Source organism: Parasphingorhabdus sp. (genome assembly GCF_965233695.1).
Classification (GTDB): Bacteria; Pseudomonadota; Alphaproteobacteria; order Sphingomonadales; family Sphingomonadaceae; genus Parasphingorhabdus.
Map to the genome: position 1 here is coordinate 2,911,324 of NZ_OZ247497.1, position 15,693 is coordinate 2,927,016.

At 52.7% G+C, this 15,693-nt stretch carries 18 protein-coding genes; 8 read left to right on the plus strand and 10 right to left on the minus strand.

Going from position 1 to position 15,693, the window contains the following annotated elements; translation table 11 throughout:
- Positions 1-73: 73 nt before the first annotated feature.
- The 3 genes from ACO6S1_RS13805 to ACO6S1_RS13815 all read right to left on the minus strand — a co-directional run bounded on the left by ACO6S1_RS13805 (position 74) and on the right by ACO6S1_RS13815 (position 2,426).
- Entirely contained in the window at positions 74-661 is a 588-nt protein-coding gene (locus tag ACO6S1_RS13805) for a hypothetical protein (RefSeq protein WP_422343214.1), read from the minus strand.
- Between the two features lie 101 nt (positions 662-762).
- Positions 763-1,782: a hypothetical protein gene (locus ACO6S1_RS13810; RefSeq protein ID WP_422343215.1), complete on the minus strand. Its 1,020-nt coding sequence runs from the start codon at positions 1,780-1,782 to the stop codon at positions 763-765.
- Positions 1,779-2,426 (minus strand): sigma-70 family RNA polymerase sigma factor, encoded by a 648-nt coding sequence (locus ACO6S1_RS13815; RefSeq protein ID WP_422343216.1) that lies wholly within the window; start codon positions 2,424-2,426, stop codon positions 1,779-1,781. Before ACO6S1_RS13815 ends, ACO6S1_RS13810 begins: the two co-directional genes overlap by 4 nt.
- An 84-nt stretch (positions 2,427-2,510) precedes the next feature.
- Between ACO6S1_RS13815 and ACO6S1_RS13820 the strand changes: the two genes are divergently transcribed.
- Complete coding sequence (locus tag ACO6S1_RS13820) at positions 2,511-3,383, plus strand: autotransporter outer membrane beta-barrel domain-containing protein (RefSeq protein WP_422343217.1); 873 nt, start codon at positions 2,511-2,513, stop codon at positions 3,381-3,383.
- 80 nt (positions 3,384-3,463) lie between these two features.
- On the opposite strand, the gene ACO6S1_RS13825 is transcribed toward ACO6S1_RS13820, so the two are convergent.
- The 5 genes from ACO6S1_RS13825 to ACO6S1_RS13845 form a co-directional block, all read right to left on the minus strand.
- Positions 3,464-3,919 carry a hypothetical protein gene (locus ACO6S1_RS13825; protein ID WP_422343218.1) on the minus strand — a complete coding sequence of 152 codons (456 nt, stop codon included), beginning with the start codon at positions 3,917-3,919 and terminating at the stop codon, positions 3,464-3,466.
- A 218-nt stretch (positions 3,920-4,137) separates the two neighbouring features.
- The gene (locus tag ACO6S1_RS13830; protein WP_422343219.1) at positions 4,138-4,872 is read right to left on the minus strand and encodes an immunity protein Imm33 domain-containing protein; all 735 of its coding nucleotides are present in this window, start codon (positions 4,870-4,872) and stop codon (positions 4,138-4,140) included.
- Between the two features lie 134 nt (positions 4,873-5,006).
- Positions 5,007-5,348, minus strand: a complete 342-nt coding sequence (locus tag ACO6S1_RS13835) for a ribonuclease E inhibitor RraB (RefSeq protein WP_422343220.1) — start codon at positions 5,346-5,348, stop codon at positions 5,007-5,009.
- An 88-nt stretch (positions 5,349-5,436) separates the two neighbouring features.
- On the minus strand, positions 5,437-6,105 hold the full coding sequence (locus tag ACO6S1_RS13840) for a DUF2750 domain-containing protein (RefSeq protein ID WP_422343221.1): 669 nt from the start codon (positions 6,103-6,105) through the stop codon (positions 5,437-5,439).
- A 128-nt stretch (positions 6,106-6,233) separates the two neighbouring features.
- The gene (locus ACO6S1_RS13845) at positions 6,234-6,659 is read right to left on the minus strand and encodes an organic hydroperoxide resistance protein (RefSeq protein WP_422343222.1); all 426 of its coding nucleotides are present in this window, start codon (positions 6,657-6,659) and stop codon (positions 6,234-6,236) included.
- Positions 6,660-6,915: 256 nt separating this feature from the next.
- Between ACO6S1_RS13845 and ACO6S1_RS13850 the strand changes: the two genes are divergently transcribed.
- From ACO6S1_RS13850 to ACO6S1_RS13860, 3 genes are all read left to right on the plus strand, one after another.
- On the plus strand, positions 6,916-7,605 hold the full coding sequence (locus tag ACO6S1_RS13850; protein ID WP_422343223.1) for a glutathione binding-like protein: 690 nt from the start codon (positions 6,916-6,918) through the stop codon (positions 7,603-7,605).
- Positions 7,606-7,738: 133 nt separating this feature from the next.
- Positions 7,739-8,368 (plus strand): 2-hydroxychromene-2-carboxylate isomerase, encoded by a 630-nt coding sequence (locus ACO6S1_RS13855; RefSeq protein ID WP_422343224.1) that lies wholly within the window; start codon positions 7,739-7,741, stop codon positions 8,366-8,368.
- A 28-nt stretch (positions 8,369-8,396) separates the two neighbouring features.
- Entirely contained in the window at positions 8,397-9,179 is a 783-nt protein-coding gene (locus tag ACO6S1_RS13860) for a crotonase/enoyl-CoA hydratase family protein (RefSeq protein ID WP_422343225.1), read from the plus strand.
- A gap of 3 nt (positions 9,180-9,182) precedes the next feature.
- Here the strand turns inward: ACO6S1_RS13860 and ACO6S1_RS13865 are convergent, their stop codons facing one another.
- Positions 9,183-9,617, minus strand: a complete 435-nt coding sequence (locus tag ACO6S1_RS13865; RefSeq protein ID WP_422343226.1) for an acyl-CoA thioesterase — start codon at positions 9,615-9,617, stop codon at positions 9,183-9,185.
- Positions 9,618-9,647: 30 nt separating this feature from the next.
- The gene (locus ACO6S1_RS13870) at positions 9,648-11,072 is read right to left on the minus strand and encodes a spinster family MFS transporter (protein WP_422343227.1); all 1,425 of its coding nucleotides are present in this window, start codon (positions 11,070-11,072) and stop codon (positions 9,648-9,650) included.
- Positions 11,073-11,293: 221 nt separating this feature from the next.
- Between ACO6S1_RS13870 and ACO6S1_RS13875 the strand changes: the two genes are divergently transcribed.
- The 4 genes from ACO6S1_RS13875 to ACO6S1_RS13890 all read left to right on the plus strand — a co-directional run bounded on the left by ACO6S1_RS13875 (position 11,294) and on the right by ACO6S1_RS13890 (position 15,616).
- The gene (locus tag ACO6S1_RS13875) at positions 11,294-12,718 is read left to right on the plus strand and encodes a glycosyl transferase family protein (RefSeq protein WP_422343228.1); all 1,425 of its coding nucleotides are present in this window, start codon (positions 11,294-11,296) and stop codon (positions 12,716-12,718) included.
- On the plus strand, positions 12,711-13,829 hold the full coding sequence (locus ACO6S1_RS13880) for a hypothetical protein (protein WP_422343229.1): 1,119 nt from the start codon (positions 12,711-12,713) through the stop codon (positions 13,827-13,829). Before ACO6S1_RS13875 ends, ACO6S1_RS13880 begins: the two co-directional genes overlap by 8 nt.
- A gap of 102 nt (positions 13,830-13,931) precedes the next feature.
- Positions 13,932-14,846 (plus strand): sulfite exporter TauE/SafE family protein, encoded by a 915-nt coding sequence (locus ACO6S1_RS13885; protein ID WP_422343230.1) that lies wholly within the window; start codon positions 13,932-13,934, stop codon positions 14,844-14,846.
- A gap of 56 nt (positions 14,847-14,902) precedes the next feature.
- Positions 14,903-15,616, plus strand: a complete 714-nt coding sequence (locus tag ACO6S1_RS13890) for a TIGR02186 family protein (RefSeq protein WP_422343231.1) — start codon at positions 14,903-14,905, stop codon at positions 15,614-15,616.
- Positions 15,617-15,693 lie beyond the last annotated feature (77 nt).

Below are 15,693 nucleotides of genomic sequence, written 5' to 3' on the forward strand. Positions count from 1 at the left end.
GCTCCTCTATTGCGGAGAGAGAAGGAATGGCCGTCCGGGAGGGTATGAACGGCCATTCTCATCCCGTCGCAGATTAATTGCCTCGACGGTTTTTCAAGCGCCGTGCTGGCTTCGGATTTTTGACCCGAAGCGGCCGAATCTTCTTCTTGGGACGGAAGCTTGGATCGCGGGTCACTGCGCTGTTGCGGACAATCTGACCGGCATCATTGCGGGTGGCCGTATCAACGCGATCATAAACCACAGCGCCATTGCGCGTCACGTTGCGCCCGCGCTCACGGCTATTTTCGCCGCGCTGGCCATAAGCAGAATAGCCATATTCGTCGCCGCGACGATTATAGGCGGATCCCGTGGCTTCAAATCCATTTTCTGTGCGAGCCCGCTGATAATCAAAGCCCCGTGACCGTCCTTGGAAATCGGTCTGCTGGCCGCTGGCGGTCCAGCCATTTTCGGTGCGACTGCGGTCATATTTGTGGGTCGCGGTGGCGCCGTCCCGTTTGCGGGTCAATGCGCCGTCAACGACAACATTGCCTTGACCATCACGCACAATCGTTTTGCTGCCGCTTATCTTTTCATTGTCGATCGTTACCGTTTTGGAACGTTCTGCCGATGCAGGCGTTGCGATCAACATGGCTGTGATGGAAAGGGATATAAAATTTTTCATTCTAATTTCTCCGTTTTGATGGTCGCCGGAATTTTCCGGTTCTGACTATTCAACGGGGGAAGAAGAAAATCCCTTCGAAATTATTCTTACTTGAAAAAAATCTAGTTTTTTCTGCGCCTTAACATTGTCCGCCGCTCGCGCTGCTGCTTGCTTCTCAGTTTATTCCGGCGCTCCTGCATCCTTTCGCCCATGATTGCGCGTTGCTCGGGGGTTGCATCGCGATAGCGTTCTTTCAATTGATCGATACGCTGTTGGCGCACGGCACTGGTTACCGGCGGCAAGGCCGTTGCCTCTACACTGCTTTCGGCCTCGTCCACAGCGGGTGTGGCTTGTGCCATGGAATTCTCAGCAACCGCCTTTGGCTCCGCGCTGGCCTCGGCAGGCAAGTCCTCTAGCCCCAAGCGCTCTTTAATGACCGCATGCCGTTCTTCCGGCAAAGCTTCGAGACGTTCGGCTATCCTTGCTTTTTGCTCGGGCGTTGCATTGTCAATGCGCTGCTTCATTCTCGCTGCTCTGCCTAGATTCTGCGGCGTTACGGCTTGACCCGCCTCCTGTCTTTCTGTGCGGATATCCTGAAAGGCCGACCTGATATCGTCACGGCTCGACCTGCCCGACCCCACAAGCCTTCTCGATGCGCGTCGCAAAACAACCCGCTTCTGGCGCGGACTAAGCGTCTCGAACCGGGGATGTTCAATGATCGTGTTCAAGGTTCGCTTGGCTGGGCTATCGATTGCTCCCGATTCCGTTTCACCGACCGTGTCAGGAGCCATTTGGGTCGAGTCTTTGGTGTTGGACACGATTGCCCGCGCTATCGGAGCGCGCTCCTCCACAAGATTCCATTCGCGTGCGACATTGGAAATGAGCGGCACTTCCACCGGCTCACCAAAGGCACCCATGGCAGCGGCGGTTGCCGAGAGAAAACCGACCATGCCGATCGAAGCAATGGTCTGACCTATCCGCTTCCACGGGCTATTCGCTCGCCTGCGCGGAACCGCTTTGCGTTCCACAGCGGCCTCCGCCGTCGCGCGCGCCACCAAGCGATCGGCGAAGCCGTCCGACAAGTTGGGCACCTCAAAGCGATCCAACGCTGCCTGCATGGCGGGAGAGAAATCTGCACTCATGGGTGTATTCTCTCTACATCTGCCGAAATGACCCCTTTGCCTTCCACGCAGCCCTTCAAGGCGCCACGCGCCCGATAGAGCATCGATTCAAAGGCCTTGATGTTCATTTCCAATTGGTCCGCAGCATGGCTGTTCGACAAGCGCTCATAATAGGTCAGGATGACCGAAGCGCGCTGGCGATCGGGCAATGACTGGATACAATCGACGACGGCTTGCTTCACTTCATCGCTTTCTATTGCGGCATCGGCCAATGGGGCTTCATCGGCAGTTTCTGGAATATCTTCATCGCTAACGCGCCTTGTTTTACGTAACCGATCGAGACACAGATTCATCGCGACACGGCTTAGCCATGCTGCAATACCCGGACCGCCTTCTACCCAGCGGTCGGCATGTCGCCACAGTCTCAGCAAAGCCTCTTGCGCGATATCTTCCGCTTCGACCGGATCCGCGAGCATGCGGCAACCAATACGAAAAGGAATATCACCATAGAAATCGGCAATGGAGTGCAATGCGTCCGAATCCCGCACGGACACGCGACGCATTAATGCATCGTCATCCGGGCAATCATTAGACCTTGCCGTTTCCAAAATATCATTCTCCGTATCGAGCCAAATTATGCAGCCGACAAAGTTAATACGCAACAAAGTCTAAAATCCTTTGAAATTTTTTGAAGGATTTTCAACAATGCTGCGTTTCTATGATGCAAGTCACAGAAATATGGGGGATTTATGCAGAAAAAAATCACAATTCTATTGGCCATGAATATGCTCACGGCCCCGGCTTTGGCCTCTGAAAATGAATCCGAAAACCAATGGCGGGTCGGCATTTCCGGCGGAGCGACCTTGGTCGGCGATGTTGATGATCAAACCTATGCCAGCGCCTCTATCACCCGCAATATTGGTGATGGCTATGTCCAGCTATCTGGCACGCTGGTGGACGCGGGTGATGCGCAGGGGCTAATTTTTGCTGTACCCGCCAGCAGCCAACAAGTGCGGCTTTCTGGCGGGATTGGGCTCGATGAAGTCGGCTTGGACGCTTATATATCGATCGGTCGCCGGAAATTTGACGATGAACTTATTGGCAATGACGGCAATAGAGTCATCGTGAACAGCAATGGCAATATTTTCGGCATTGGCGGTTCTGTAACCTATGATCTGGCCGTTGGCGAAGACGGCTTTTTATCTCCGTCCATCGCTGTGGATTATAACAGCGTTGATATTGGTCGGGTGGTTGTCTTGCCCAGCGGCCGTCAGGCCACGGTTGAGGAGAAAGAAGAGGGAGTCAGCGGAACCCTTTCGCTGACCTACACGCATCTGTTTGGCAATGATGCAAACCATGGCGTCTCCCCCTATGTGGCATTGGTAGCCAGCTCCAACAGTACGGCATTTTCCCCGGGGAGCAACGCCGGCGGATCCCGCATGGCACAGCTTGTCGCCATCCGAAACCAACCGGGGCAAGGAGATGTCTGGGCGGAATTGGGCGCATCTGCGTCATTCGCTATAACGGATCAATTGAGGCTCAGTCTTTTCGCAACGCAAAGCATTGGCTTTGTCGGGCCTGAAGCAACGTCACTGGGCGCCGGTATAAGTCTAGGTTTTTAGGGTTGCTGCTACTCATGAAGTAACATTCGAATGTCCGCTTTTGCGCCCTCAGCGGACATTAGCTATTTCATAGTTGCCACTCAGCCAAAATATGTGCTCACCGATAAAATAACATCATCCTGATCGACCGTTACAAACATATTTAAGTCGTCGAAGTTCACATTATGCTGGATATCACCATTGTCATATTCAACGTCGGTATCTCGGTAAAATTCTGCTTTCTCGTTCCCGAAAATATCAACCAAGCCGTCGGTTAGGCTCGAAACCGTTGTTCCAATAACGTTGCCATTGAACAAAAATTCTCTGTAGCATGTGATAGACACGATTACCCCAGCTTCAACGGAGATGGAGTACGATTCTCCGGGAGTATCAAAGCAATGCGTAATCTGATCGCCAGTTTTCTCAGCGAATTGATTCTGCAGTATATGGTCTGTGAGGAAACCTTCAGTATCATGAATATTGCTGCCCAACACGTAGATGCCAACCTTTTTGCCGGGAATCCACCAATCTGAATTGTCGGTTATGATGCTCTGCACCTTTCTTTCTCGGATTTTCCTCATGCTCAATAACAGTTTTTTGGCTGTTTCCTAGTGTCCGCTATATCCCGGAAGCGGACATTAGATTGGTCGTTTTTATTCCGATTTACGATACATCTCGGTGATGCATTCGATCAATTTTGTGCGTAGATTGTTCGAGTAGTAGTGGTCGCGTATTAGTTCCGGGTGAAGTTCATGCTACGACATGATGCAACCAATCAGTCTTCTGCCTCATAAGCATTTGTTGAAAAGTTCCGGATCAACCGCGTACCAATTGGTGCGTCTACCATTTTCTCCCAGCTATTGTCTTTGTTAAGGACAGCACCAATTGCGACATACTGCACCGCCCGCGCTTCTGCTTCTTCATCCGTCATATTTCCCATTCGACCTCGGATGCGCCAACCACTGTCTGAATATTCGTCACCCTTTACATCCATGTTCGCTTCTTCGCGATAGATGAACTCAATAGGTTCGGTACCGTCCAGAACGCAATCGTCGACCAAACAACGATCCCAATACTCGCGGCGGGCGATTGGTTCAGGCGCTTGCTCAGGGTTATCCCATAGAATATCAATAACCTGATGGCGATCAAACACAATCGGATCACCTGCCAGGAGTGGCGAAGTTGGCTCGTCAGGATCATTGTCTAAAACCCCTTCAAGCTTCCCGTCCATTTTTTCTACGATCACCCACATGCGTTCAACATCCCATGTCTCGGTCTGATGCGAGTACTCAAACATAAGTTTGACAATGTCCCCCTTTTGGATTGCCGCAAGCTCAGCAGGCGATGGCAAAAAGAAAGTGTATGGGGCCTCTGAGGCAATTGGCCTGGGATCGACCACTTGGTATTTTTGGTTGTTACGAGAAATGTACTTTTGAAGAAGAAGCTTGACTAAAACTCCTATTGCCAACGCGAAAATTAGACAAATCAATAAAAGTAAACTTGGTTCCATATTAGTGCTTTAACGGCGGTGAAATAGTTTGGCAATTTGTCAACCAGGTTGCTTTTCCTAGTGTCCGCTTTTGCGCCCTAAGCAGACACTAGCGCTGTGGCTGCTAAATCCCGAAAGCGGACACTAGCAGTTGCTCATTGTTCTGAAGGGGTGCTCAACGTCCCCCAACCATCACATTTGGTTTCAAACTCCTTCAAAACTTCATTGAGCTGAATTTGAATGCCGATAATCTTGTCGTATTGTGGGACCATTTTTTTGGAGCCGTAGATGGAGTATCTTGTCGCAGTATCTTCGCTTTCTTTATCTTCAAAAATATCCGGTGAGAAACCTGCCTCTTCAAATTTGTCAGCGATTTCTTTCACATGATGCTCTTTGCAATAGCAATAGAACTCAATCAACCTAGGCTTCTGAAGGTCTACCCCGCTTTCAAAAAGGCCCTTCAATACCCTGCCGTCGTCGTCATCGGGGAATATCATCAGTTCGTAACTCCATTGTTCCGATTTGCGCCCTTAGCAGAAGTTGGCGGTATGTCTGCAATATCTCGAAAGCGGACGCTAGCGTGCATTAGTGAATCTTCGGTAGCTGCTGCTTAAAGAATAGTGGATGCACCAAGATCAATTCGTCGTCACCGCGCCCCATCGCGACACTCATCATTTCCGAATTGAGTTCTGGCAAAATCAAGTTTTTGACGGTGTTCAAATCAATTTCTGTGATTTGATATGTGGGATAGTCTATCATCCAATTTGCAATCGCATCTTTGGAACTCCACAAAGGAAGGAACTCTGCTCCTGACGGTGCCACGCCGTTAGCATATTGATCATGCTTTTCGGAATAGAGTGAGTACAACAGCCCCGTTCCGTTTACTTTTTCAATGAAACCTGACAATTGCTCGGTCATTGAAGTTGATGCCTTGGAATCAGCAAATAGCAGGACATGTTCCGTTTCAACGCGATGTACCCTAGCCACAAAGCCATCCAGCAAAGCTTGATCAACAAACTCATTGCTATCGCTCGGTTCTTTCGACCAATCTGTCAGTTCAGAAGCAATAACCCAACCTTCGCTCCTCAACTTGGAATTGATTTTATCTGTGTGTTCGGTCGGGGCAGCGCTATCTTCCACCCTGATCCAGACACTAATCGCAGCAGATGAAAAATAGTCTGCATGTTTTCCATCTAAATCTGGAAAACAGTCAAACGCTCGGTGCCAAACTGAGATGTTCGAGTTAATGCCCAAGCTCCGATCTAATAATCTTTGGTGCAAGACTTCCATATAAGATCAATGAACGGGCAGCAATCCTAGTGTCCGCTTTGCGCCCAAAGCGGACACTAACTCATAACAACGTCTAATCCCTCAACCGCAGCTCACACCACGGTTAGTCCCACATCGACATTGCCCCGCGTTGCGTTGGAATAGGGGCAGACTTCGTGGGCGGCGTGGACCAGCTTTTCGCCGTCGGCCTGATCGACGCCGGGCAGGCTGATTTCCAGGTCGGCGGTGATGCCATAGCCGCCGGCTTCGCGGGGGCCGAAGCCGATATGGGCCGTGACCGTGGCGTCGGCCGGGACGCTGACGCCCGCTTTGCCCGATACCGCTTTCATCGCGCCGAGGAAGCAGGCGGAATAGCCGCAGGCGAACAGCTTTTCGGGATTGGCGCCGTCGCCGCCCGGGCCGCCCATTTCCTTGGGCACGACCAGTTTGACGTCGACCGTGCCGTCATCCGATTTGGCTGATCCGTCGCGGCCTCCGGTGGCGGTGGCGCTGGTTTTGTAGATGACATTGATGGACATGGGGCTTCCTTTCTATTGGGGATATCAATGCGCATCCTAACCGTTCTGCGCCCGGCGTCCAGCCCTCGGTCACCAGCCTCTGCCAGTGCAATATTTTGCTGTCCTACAGCCGCCCTTTTGTGCAACCATGACTTATGTCCAGTACGCGCCTGATTGATTCCCCGCTTCCGTTCATCGACGTCTATGCTCGGTTGAACCGAATTTCACCGCCATTTTGCGTATTAATTGTATAATTTCTGCCGGGAGCTTTGCCGTAATGATTGACCTCTATTTTGCGCCCACCCCCAATGGCTGGAAGATCAGCGTGATGCTGGAGGAATGCGGGCTCGATTATCGGGTCAAATGGGTCAATATCGGCGCAGGGGAGCAGTTTGAGCCGGATTTTCTGGCGATCAGCCCGAATAATCGGATCCCCGCCATTGTCGATCATGACCCGATCGAAGGCGATGAGCCGATCAGCGTTTTCGAAACCGGCGCAATCCTGCTCTATCTGGCGAACAAGGCGGAGCAGTTCCTGCCGCATGATTTGCCCGGTCAGATCGCGGCGACGGAATGGCTGATGTGGCAAATGGGCGGGCTGGGGCCGATGATGGGGCAGCATGGCCATTTCAAACTCTACGCGCCGGAGCGGATTAGCTATGCCACCGAGCGCTATCGTGGCGAAGTGCTGCGGCTGTTCGGGGTGATGGATCGGCGGCTGGCGGAGCATGATTATCTGGCCGGCAAGGATTATAGCATTGCCGATATGGCCTGCTTTCCGTGGGTACAGACGTACAAGCGGCAGGAAATTGATCTGGCGGAATTTGCCAGCGTGAAGCGCTGGTATGAGGAGCTGAAGCAGCGCGAGGGATTACGGCGCGGCATGGCTTTGGGCCGCGACAAGATTAATCGCAACCCGCAGGATGATGCCGAAGTGCGCAAGACGCTATTCGGGATAAAGGAATGATGCTTGGATATGAAAAGCCACCGTGCCCCTGCGCAGGCAGGGGTCCAGCTCTCGCTTGTGCAGTTATTCGCGAACTGGAGATAGGCTCCTGCCTGCGCAGGAGCACGGCAGTATCGGAAAAAAGGGTGAATATATGACCGTAAGTGTAGATTTTTATTTCGACCTCTCGTCCCCGTGGACCTGTCTGGCCTTTCACAATATCCAGCCCATCATTGCGGACACCGGTGCCAAAATCGTCTGGAAACCGTTTCTGGTTGGCGGTGTCTTCAACGCGGTGAACCAGAGCGTCTATTCTGCACGCGAAAATCCCGACAATCCGAAATTTGTGCACAGCTTTCGGGTGATGAAGGATTGGGCCGCGCTGGCCGGGATACCGATGAATTTTCCGAGCGAGCATCATCCGGTCAAATCGGTCCACGCCATGCGCGCCTGTTGTGCCTTGGAGGAAGATCAGGCCGCATTGCACAAATTCGCGACGGCGGCTTTCAACGCTTATTATACGGATCAGCGCAATCTGGATGATCCGGCGGTATTGGCGGCCATTGCCAATGAGGTTGGTATGGATGGGGAGGCGCTTGTGGCGCGAACGCAGGAACAGGCCGTGAAAGACCGGCTGCGTGCCAATACAGAGGAAGCCATCGCTCGCGGTGCCTATGGGTCGCCTAGCATATTTGTGCCTTTCGGAGATGGCGAACGGATGTATTTTGGCAATGATCAGTTGCCGTTGGTTAATCGAGCGATTAAACTCGTGGGAAACTCGTAAACGAATCCAGCTGCTACGGAGCCTAACCATGTCAGAACGCGTCACAATTTCGGTTGAAAATCATATTGCCGACGTCCGGTTCAACCGGCCGGAAAAGATGAATGCGCTCGACCCGGAGCAGATTGACGCGATCATTGACGCAACGGACAAGCTTGCCGAAATGAAGGATGTGCGGGCGATCGTGTTGTCCGGCAATGGCAAAGGCTTTTGTGCGGGGCTGGATATGGCGAGCTTCACGCAGTCGAGCACAACCGGCAGTCTGACCGACCGCAGCTATGGCAATGCGAATAAATATCAGCATGTCGTGCTGCAGTGGCGGCGGTTGCCCGCGCCGGTCATCGTGGCCATCCATGGTGCCTGTGTTGGTGGCGGCCTGCAATTTGCTTCGGCGGCGGACGTGCGGATAGCGACGCCGGACTCCAAATTATCGATCATGGAAATGCGCTGGGGCCTGATCCCGGACATGGGCAGCTACACAACCTGGCGCAGCTTTGTGCGCGATGATATCTTGCGGGAGTTGACCTACACCAACCGGATATTCTCTGGCGAGGAAGGCAAGGAGCTGGGCTTTGTGTCACATCTCGCCGATGATCCGCATGCCAAGGCGATGGAACTGGCGGCGGAAATTGCAGGCAAGAATCCGGATGCAATCAAGGCCGCCAAGCGGTTGATGAACCAGCTGCCCGATATGAATGAAGACGAGATCCTGATGATGGAAAGCGCCGAGCAGGACAAGGTCGGCAAGGGCCCCAATCAGAAAGAGGCCGTGATGGCCTTCATGCAGAAACGCGCGGCCAATTTTAACGACTAGAAACTAGTCGCGCTTGACCATCTGCGCTTCAAGCACCGCCCGAAACTCCGCGTCAATCGCTTTGGCACCTTGCGGATTGGTCAGGACCAATGTCGTGGTGCAGGTCGCGACGCATAGGTCGTTCTGAAACGCGGCCGACAGGATGTCCCAGGATGAGTTGCCGATCCGGCCAATACCACTGCAAATCTCCGCATCATCGGGGAAGTGGGCCTCGCGCAGATAGTTGATCTGCACCGCAGCGATCAGCCAGCGGTCCCCCTCTGCGCGATTTTCCATACCCATGGACCGGTTGAAGCGGACCCGGCCATTTTCGAACAGATCGGCCATCGCGACATTATTGATATGACCAAGCAGGTCCATATCGCCAAAGCGCGTCTGGGTGACATTGGAAAAGGGATAGCTGGCCTTTGACAGCTGCCAGGGTTCAGGTTTGGACATCGGATACTCTTTGTAATGTAGGTTGGATGATCAGTTCATCTTGGCGACCAGGTCTTTCTGCAGGGTCTTGCAGGCGTAGACATACATCGCGCCGGCGACAAAGAAGATGCTGACAATATATATCATCGACCAGCGCAATCCTTCGGCACTTGCCGTCAGGCAGGCCTGTGCCTTGTCAGCGCCGAGAGCGGCGATCAGCTCTTCCGGTCTGCCTTTGCATATTTGCGGCGTCAGTTCGGCGGCAAATTGCGAAGCGGCGAGATCAGCGCTCATCAGAATGTCACTCAATATACCGATGGCCAGCGGGCCACAGCCATAGCCGATCAGGTTGACGACGAACAGGAACAGCGCAACCGCTGTTGCCCGGGAGCGCGGGCTGGCAACGCCCTGGCAGATGGTATATTGCGCGCCGAGATAACCATAGTGGAGAATGGCACCAACAATGAGAACACCCAATGCAAAGGGAACGCTCTCTGTTGTGAACCCAATCCAGTAGAGCGGTACACAGGCAATCAGCATGATACCCGGCAACCAGGCGACAGAATTGGGATAGCGGCCGCTGAGTTTCTCGGTCAGATACCCGGTTATAAACGCGCCAAAGGAGGCAGCAAGGCCAAGCGGTACGGCGATTTGCAGTGCCACTTCCGATATCGACATTTCATGAACGCGCTGGAAAAACGCGACTTGGAAATTGCTGACGCCATAGCCGACAAAGGCAACGAAAGAAGCGGCGAACATATTGATCCAGAAGGTTGGTTTGGCAGACAGTTCTTTGACAGTGTCGGCAATCCCCATTTTTTCAGGCTTGGTCGCGGTTGGTGGATCAGCATAGCCGCGCGGTGGTTCCTGCACCGTCCAAAGGAATATCAGGCCAAAGAGGATACCGGGGATACCGAGCGCCAGAAAAGCCTCGCGCCATGAGAACATCTCGGTAATTGGCCCGCCAAAAGCGTTTGCGAGCACTCCGCCCAAAGTGATGCCCATCGTATAGATGGCAATGGCCCGTGCCCGGCTGCGCGGCGGGAAATAGTCGGAAATGATGGAGTTGGCAGCAGGGGTCAGTCCCGCTTCGCCAATGCCGACACCGATCCGAAAAACCAATAGCGCTAAGAAGCTGCCGGCAATGCCGCACAAGGCTGTCATCAGCGACCATAGAACCACGCTGGCTGCGATAATCTTAACCCGGTTCCATTTCTCGGCCAGTCTTGCAATGGGAATACCCATCACGGTGTACATCAATGCAAATCCAAAACCAGAGAGCAGGCCAAATTGCCAGTCCTGCAGTTTGAATTCTTCGATAATTGGTTGCGCCACGACCCCGATCAGGATCCGGTCGATAAAATTCAATGTGTAGAGGAGCATCAAGGAGATGAGCACATAGTTGCGATAACCACTCGTACCAAATGCCTGTCCGGTGTTTGTTACGGGTGAGCCCTGGGCCTGAGTTGCACTCATATGATCTCCTGAGATTATTTTTGCATGTGATGGCCTGAACTGCGTCGCAAGTCCAGCGCCCATTGCAATGTTTTTATATAGATCGAATAAATCTATTTACATCAATTTACATCATGATATATCCCAAAGAGCACTCGCCAGAACAGGCGCCTGTTGAAGGCCATTTCGGGGGCTGGGGTAAAATTGGATTTGGTGCTTAATCTACTGGAGTGCGCCAGTATATGGGCGAGTATATCCTGCCGATTGTCGATCTGGTGCAAAAAGAATTGCTCCTGTTTGCCAGTATCTGCTTCATTCTGGGCGCTATTGATGATGTCATTTTCGATGGCTTCTGGATCGTGCATAGCCTCAAACGGAAGCTGTTGGCTTGCCATCATCATGATCGGGTGACGATAGACCAATTGCCGCCTTCCAAAGATCACAACCCTTTGGCGATATTTGGCCCGGCATGGCGGGAGGCTGAGGTTATTGGGGCAATGGTGCGGCGTTGCCTGGACCATTGGCCTCATCAGAATTATCGCCTTTATGTCGGTTGCTATCCCAATGATGGAGAAACGATTGCGGCTGTTGCTGCGGCCGCGTGCAGTATTGATCGCGTCCGTATCGTCATATGCGATCATGATGGCCCGACATCGAAAGCGGATTGTCTCAATCGCCTGTGGCATGCATTGTGTCAGGATGAGGTTCTGGAATCGATTTCCTATAAGGCCGTGATTTTGCAGGATGCCGAAGACCTCGTGCATCCTCAAGCTCTGGATCTATTCGATATTCTGATAGACCGTGCATCACTCGTCCAAATTCCGGTCATTCCACGCCGTGCTGCGCGATCGATCTGGGTTGCCGGCCATTATGGTGATGAATTTGCTGAAATGCATGGCAAGCAAATGGTGCTGCGCGAAGCATTGGGCGTATCCCTGCCTTCCGCAGGTGTAGGATGTGCCTTTAGGCGCGACGAGCTGCGCAAGCTGGCAGTATTGACGAACGGGAAGCCATTCGATGCAACCAGTCTGACCGAGGATTACGAGATCGGCTTGCAATTGACGCAAGGGAATGCGCGTGGGATCTTTGCTCGGCTAAAGGATCGGCACGGCCAATGGGTGGCAACGCAGGAATTTTTCCCGGACAAGTTTGAAGACGCTATCAGGCAAAAAAGCCGATGGGTGATAGGGATCGCCTTATCGGGATGGGATCGGCTGGGGTGGCAGGGTTGCTGGCGAGAAAACTGGATGCGATTCAGGGATCGAAAGGCCAGTTTTGCCGCCTTTGTTCTGGCTATTGCCTATCTTGCGATCATGCTGACCGGCTTTTTGTATCTGTTGCAATTAGCCGGTTTTTATCAGCCCGATCCGATATCCGATTTGCTTATCGCGATGCTGGGTATCAATGCCTTGTTCGTTCTCTGGCGCTTGGCGTTCAAGGGCTATTTTGTATTTCAGCTCTATGGATTGCGCGAGGCGTTATGGTCCGTACCGCGCACCCTTGTCGCTAATATGATCAATATTCTGGCAGCACGCAGAGCCCTGTTCCAATATTTGAGAAGCTTGGCGGGAGTTCAGCCGAAGTGGGAAAAAACCGAGCATTTTCATCCCGATTCAGCGGATGTGCGACAATTGAGACCGGCCCGGACAATCATTCGCGATGAATGATAGTGTGATTGTCGTTCGTCCCGGCCAGCCTTTTAAGGCCTTGCTGCTTGTGTTGACCATTTGGGTTATGGGACGCGCCATTGGCCAAGCCGCGGTTTCCACGCCATCAATGCCGATCGGTTCGATTGTCTATCAGCTCCCGATAGCTTGGTTTGATGCCCTAACTCGACAAGTTGCTGACGCGGAACATGGTAGCATTTATCGCGCGGGATCAACCGGATTACCAAATAGCAGTGCTTATGATCGGGTTGACGCCAATCTTCCGGAAAAGCCGGGCTTGAATAGCCCGATGATGCTGTCATATCAAACTTTGCCACAATCGCGGTTGGTACTTACCGGTCAGACGGCCAACAGCGGAAACGTGACATTGGGAAATTCACAATTGGTATTGGCAAGGTCAATATCTGAACCCAGCCTAGGGACGCCGGATTCCCGGAAATCTGATGCACTTTCAGGCTATTTCTGGCTTTATGTCAGGCAAGGCAGTGATCCGGAAAGTGCCGGGTCGGGAGTTCCGATATCCGAGTTTAATATTCCGCAATATGGGGCGAGCCAGGCCGGCGCAATTCTCACCCGCAGGATATCCGGAGATAGCGTAAGCAATGTCTCGGCCTTTGCGCGGGCGTCCACAGCGCTTGCATCGCCTGGAGAGGCGGAATTGGCACTCGGCATCAAGGCCAAACCTTTCGGGAGCCTTCCCGTTTCCTTGTTTGCGGAACAACGTTTCGGGCCTCGCGACAATGGCATACGCGGAACGGCCCTATATATTGCCGGAGGTACGGGTCCGGACAAGCTATTGCCACGAACCAGTTTGGAAACATACGGACAAATGGGTTTCGTGTTCGCGCGTGATGATAGTTACTTCTATGATGCTTCGGCTGCGTTACAGACGAGAATTCTGGACCATCAAGACAGCGAACTAACCGCCGGTGCGGCGATTTGGACCAGCGGGCAGGAAGGGGCATCGCGGATCGATGTTGGTCCGAGCGTGAAGTTTCATATCCCTGTGGGGCCCGTGAATATGCAGGTTTCGGTTGATTGGCGGGAACGCATCGGCGGTAATGCGCATCCCGGTTCCGGTGCCGCTGTCACTATATCGACCGGCTTTTGACGTTATTCGGTTGCTGTTCATGCTACGCCAAAGAAGAATTCTTATGTTGGATTGGATCAAGTCTCTTTATCCCGTAACGAAAAGGGATTAGTCGTTGGAAATATGGATATTTACCTCCCCATCGCCAATTTGTCCGTTGATGCATTTGTCATCGTACTTTTGGGTGGGCTGGTAGGCATATTGTCTGGAATGTTTGGCGTTGGCGGCGGGTTCCTGACGACACCGCTTTTGATCTTCTACGGCATTCCGCCCACGGTGGCCGCAGCATCGGCATCGACCCAGGTAACAGGCGCAAGTATTTCGGGCGTTGCTGCCCATATGCGGCGCAAGGGCGTTGATTTCCGGATGGGAGCCGTGCTGGTGGTTGGCGGTATTTTTGGTACGCTAATTGGCACGGGACTGTTTCAGATTTTACAGCGATGGGGTCAGATTGATACCGTAATATCAGTACTATATGTTTTGATGCTTGGCAGCATCGGCGGTATGATGGCCAGGGAAGCATGGGGAAGCGTCAAGGCGGTGCGTTCCGGCAAGCCGCTCCCCGCCCGCAAAAGACGCCATCATCCGTTGGTTGCAAATCTGCCAATGCGCTGGCGCTTTTATCGTTCAGGCCTGTATATCTCCCCCATCGCGCCTTTCATGTTGGGGCTGGCAACCGGCATTTTGACAATGCTGCTGGGCGTTGGAGGCGGTTTCATCATGGTGCCAGCGATGCTTTATCTGCTTGGCATGGGCGCGCAGGTTGTTGTGGGAACGTCGCTGTTTCAAATCCTTTTTGTAACGATCGCATCAACAATGATGCATAGTATGACCACCAGAGCGGTCGATATCGTCTTGGCCGGGCTCCTGCTGATCGGCAGTGTGACCGGGGCGCAGCTGGGCGCAAAATTTGCTCAGCGGATGCGGCCGGAATATCTGCGCCTGGCCCTTGCCATAATGGTCTTGCTGGTTGCTATCCGTATGGCGCTTGGGCTGGGCTTTCAACCTGACGAGATTTACACGGTGCAGCTGTTATGACCGGGTTGGGATCAAGATGGTGCAAGGCTCTTTGCGGTCTCTGCATGCTGTTCATTATGACCGGAAATACGCCGATATTGGTGCCGGATGTGTCGCAGGACAAGATCAGTATCAAAGGCGATTTTAACGGCGCCCAATTGCTGTTATTTGGTGCCATTACCTATCCTCCCGGTACGCGCAACCGCGAACAGGCGGATATTGTGGTTGTTCTAAAGGGACCAACAGAATCCATTGTGGTGCGCGAAAAGCAACAGGTGGCGGGAATCTGGATTAATGCTGCGAGCAGTGAATTCCGGTCTGCGCCAGGCTATTACGCGGTCGCATCGTCGCGTCCTGTGGAAGAAATCGTCGATGACAAAACGGCAGATATTTACGAGCTAGGCCTCAATCATTTACAGCTTTCACCCGCTGGCGCGATTGATAGTCAGGAACTGACCCGCTTTACCGATGGTCTTGTGGACTTGAACAGCCGTAGCAGGCTTTACAAAAACTTGCCCAACAGCGTGGAGATTACTGACTCGGTGCTTTATCAGGCGCGGATCAACCTGCCGGCAAGCGTCCCGGTGGGGGAATATTCCGCAGAGACATTTCTGATCATTGATGGCCGCGTGGAGGCGGCTGAGATCAAGGATATTACGATTGAGAAAATCGGAATGGGTCGTTTCATTACGAACCTGTCGCAGGAAAACGGATTTGTTTATGGATTGCTGGCCGTGTTGATATCGATCATCTTCGGTTGGGGAGCCGGATATCTCTTCCGCAAGATTTAGACCCAGATCGGGCCGCCATTTACCTTTTTTAAATGCCAGTAAATATTCCTTAACCATGTCGGTTTAATTCGAGGGAC

Bases quoted from the DNA above. Each gene is read 5' to 3' on its own strand.
- ACO6S1_RS13805 (WP_422343214.1), bottom strand. From the start codon at position 661: ATGAAAAATTTTATATCCCTTTCCATCACAGCCATGTTGATCGCAACG.
- ACO6S1_RS13810 (WP_422343215.1), bottom strand. From the start codon at position 1,782: ATGAGTGCAGATTTCTCTCCCGCCATGCAGGCAGCGTTGGATCGCTTT.
- ACO6S1_RS13820 (WP_422343217.1), top strand. From the start codon at position 2,511: ATGCAGAAAAAAATCACAATTCTATTGGCCATGAATATGCTCACGGCC.
- ACO6S1_RS13830 (WP_422343219.1), bottom strand. From the start codon at position 4,872: ATGGAACCAAGTTTACTTTTATTGATTTGTCTAATTTTCGCGTTGGCA.
- ACO6S1_RS13835 (WP_422343220.1), bottom strand. From the start codon at position 5,348: ATGATATTCCCCGATGACGACGACGGCAGGGTATTGAAGGGCCTTTTT.
- ACO6S1_RS13845 (WP_422343222.1), bottom strand. From the start codon at position 6,659: ATGTCCATCAATGTCATCTACAAAACCAGCGCCACCGCCACCGGAGGC.
- ACO6S1_RS13850 (WP_422343223.1), top strand. From the start codon at position 6,916: ATGATTGACCTCTATTTTGCGCCCACCCCCAATGGCTGGAAGATCAGC.
- ACO6S1_RS13855 (WP_422343224.1), top strand. From the start codon at position 7,739: ATGACCGTAAGTGTAGATTTTTATTTCGACCTCTCGTCCCCGTGGACC.
- ACO6S1_RS13860 (WP_422343225.1), top strand. From the start codon at position 8,397: ATGTCAGAACGCGTCACAATTTCGGTTGAAAATCATATTGCCGACGTC.
- ACO6S1_RS13865 (WP_422343226.1), bottom strand. From the start codon at position 9,617: ATGTCCAAACCTGAACCCTGGCAGCTGTCAAAGGCCAGCTATCCCTTT.
- ACO6S1_RS13870 (WP_422343227.1), bottom strand. From the start codon at position 11,072: ATGAGTGCAACTCAGGCCCAGGGCTCACCCGTAACAAACACCGGACAG.
- ACO6S1_RS13875 (WP_422343228.1), top strand. From the start codon at position 11,294: ATGGGCGAGTATATCCTGCCGATTGTCGATCTGGTGCAAAAAGAATTG.
- ACO6S1_RS13880 (WP_422343229.1), top strand. From the start codon at position 12,711: ATGAATGATAGTGTGATTGTCGTTCGTCCCGGCCAGCCTTTTAAGGCC.
- ACO6S1_RS13885 (WP_422343230.1), top strand. From the start codon at position 13,932: ATGGATATTTACCTCCCCATCGCCAATTTGTCCGTTGATGCATTTGTC.
- ACO6S1_RS13890 (WP_422343231.1), top strand. From the start codon at position 14,903: ATGACCGGAAATACGCCGATATTGGTGCCGGATGTGTCGCAGGACAAG.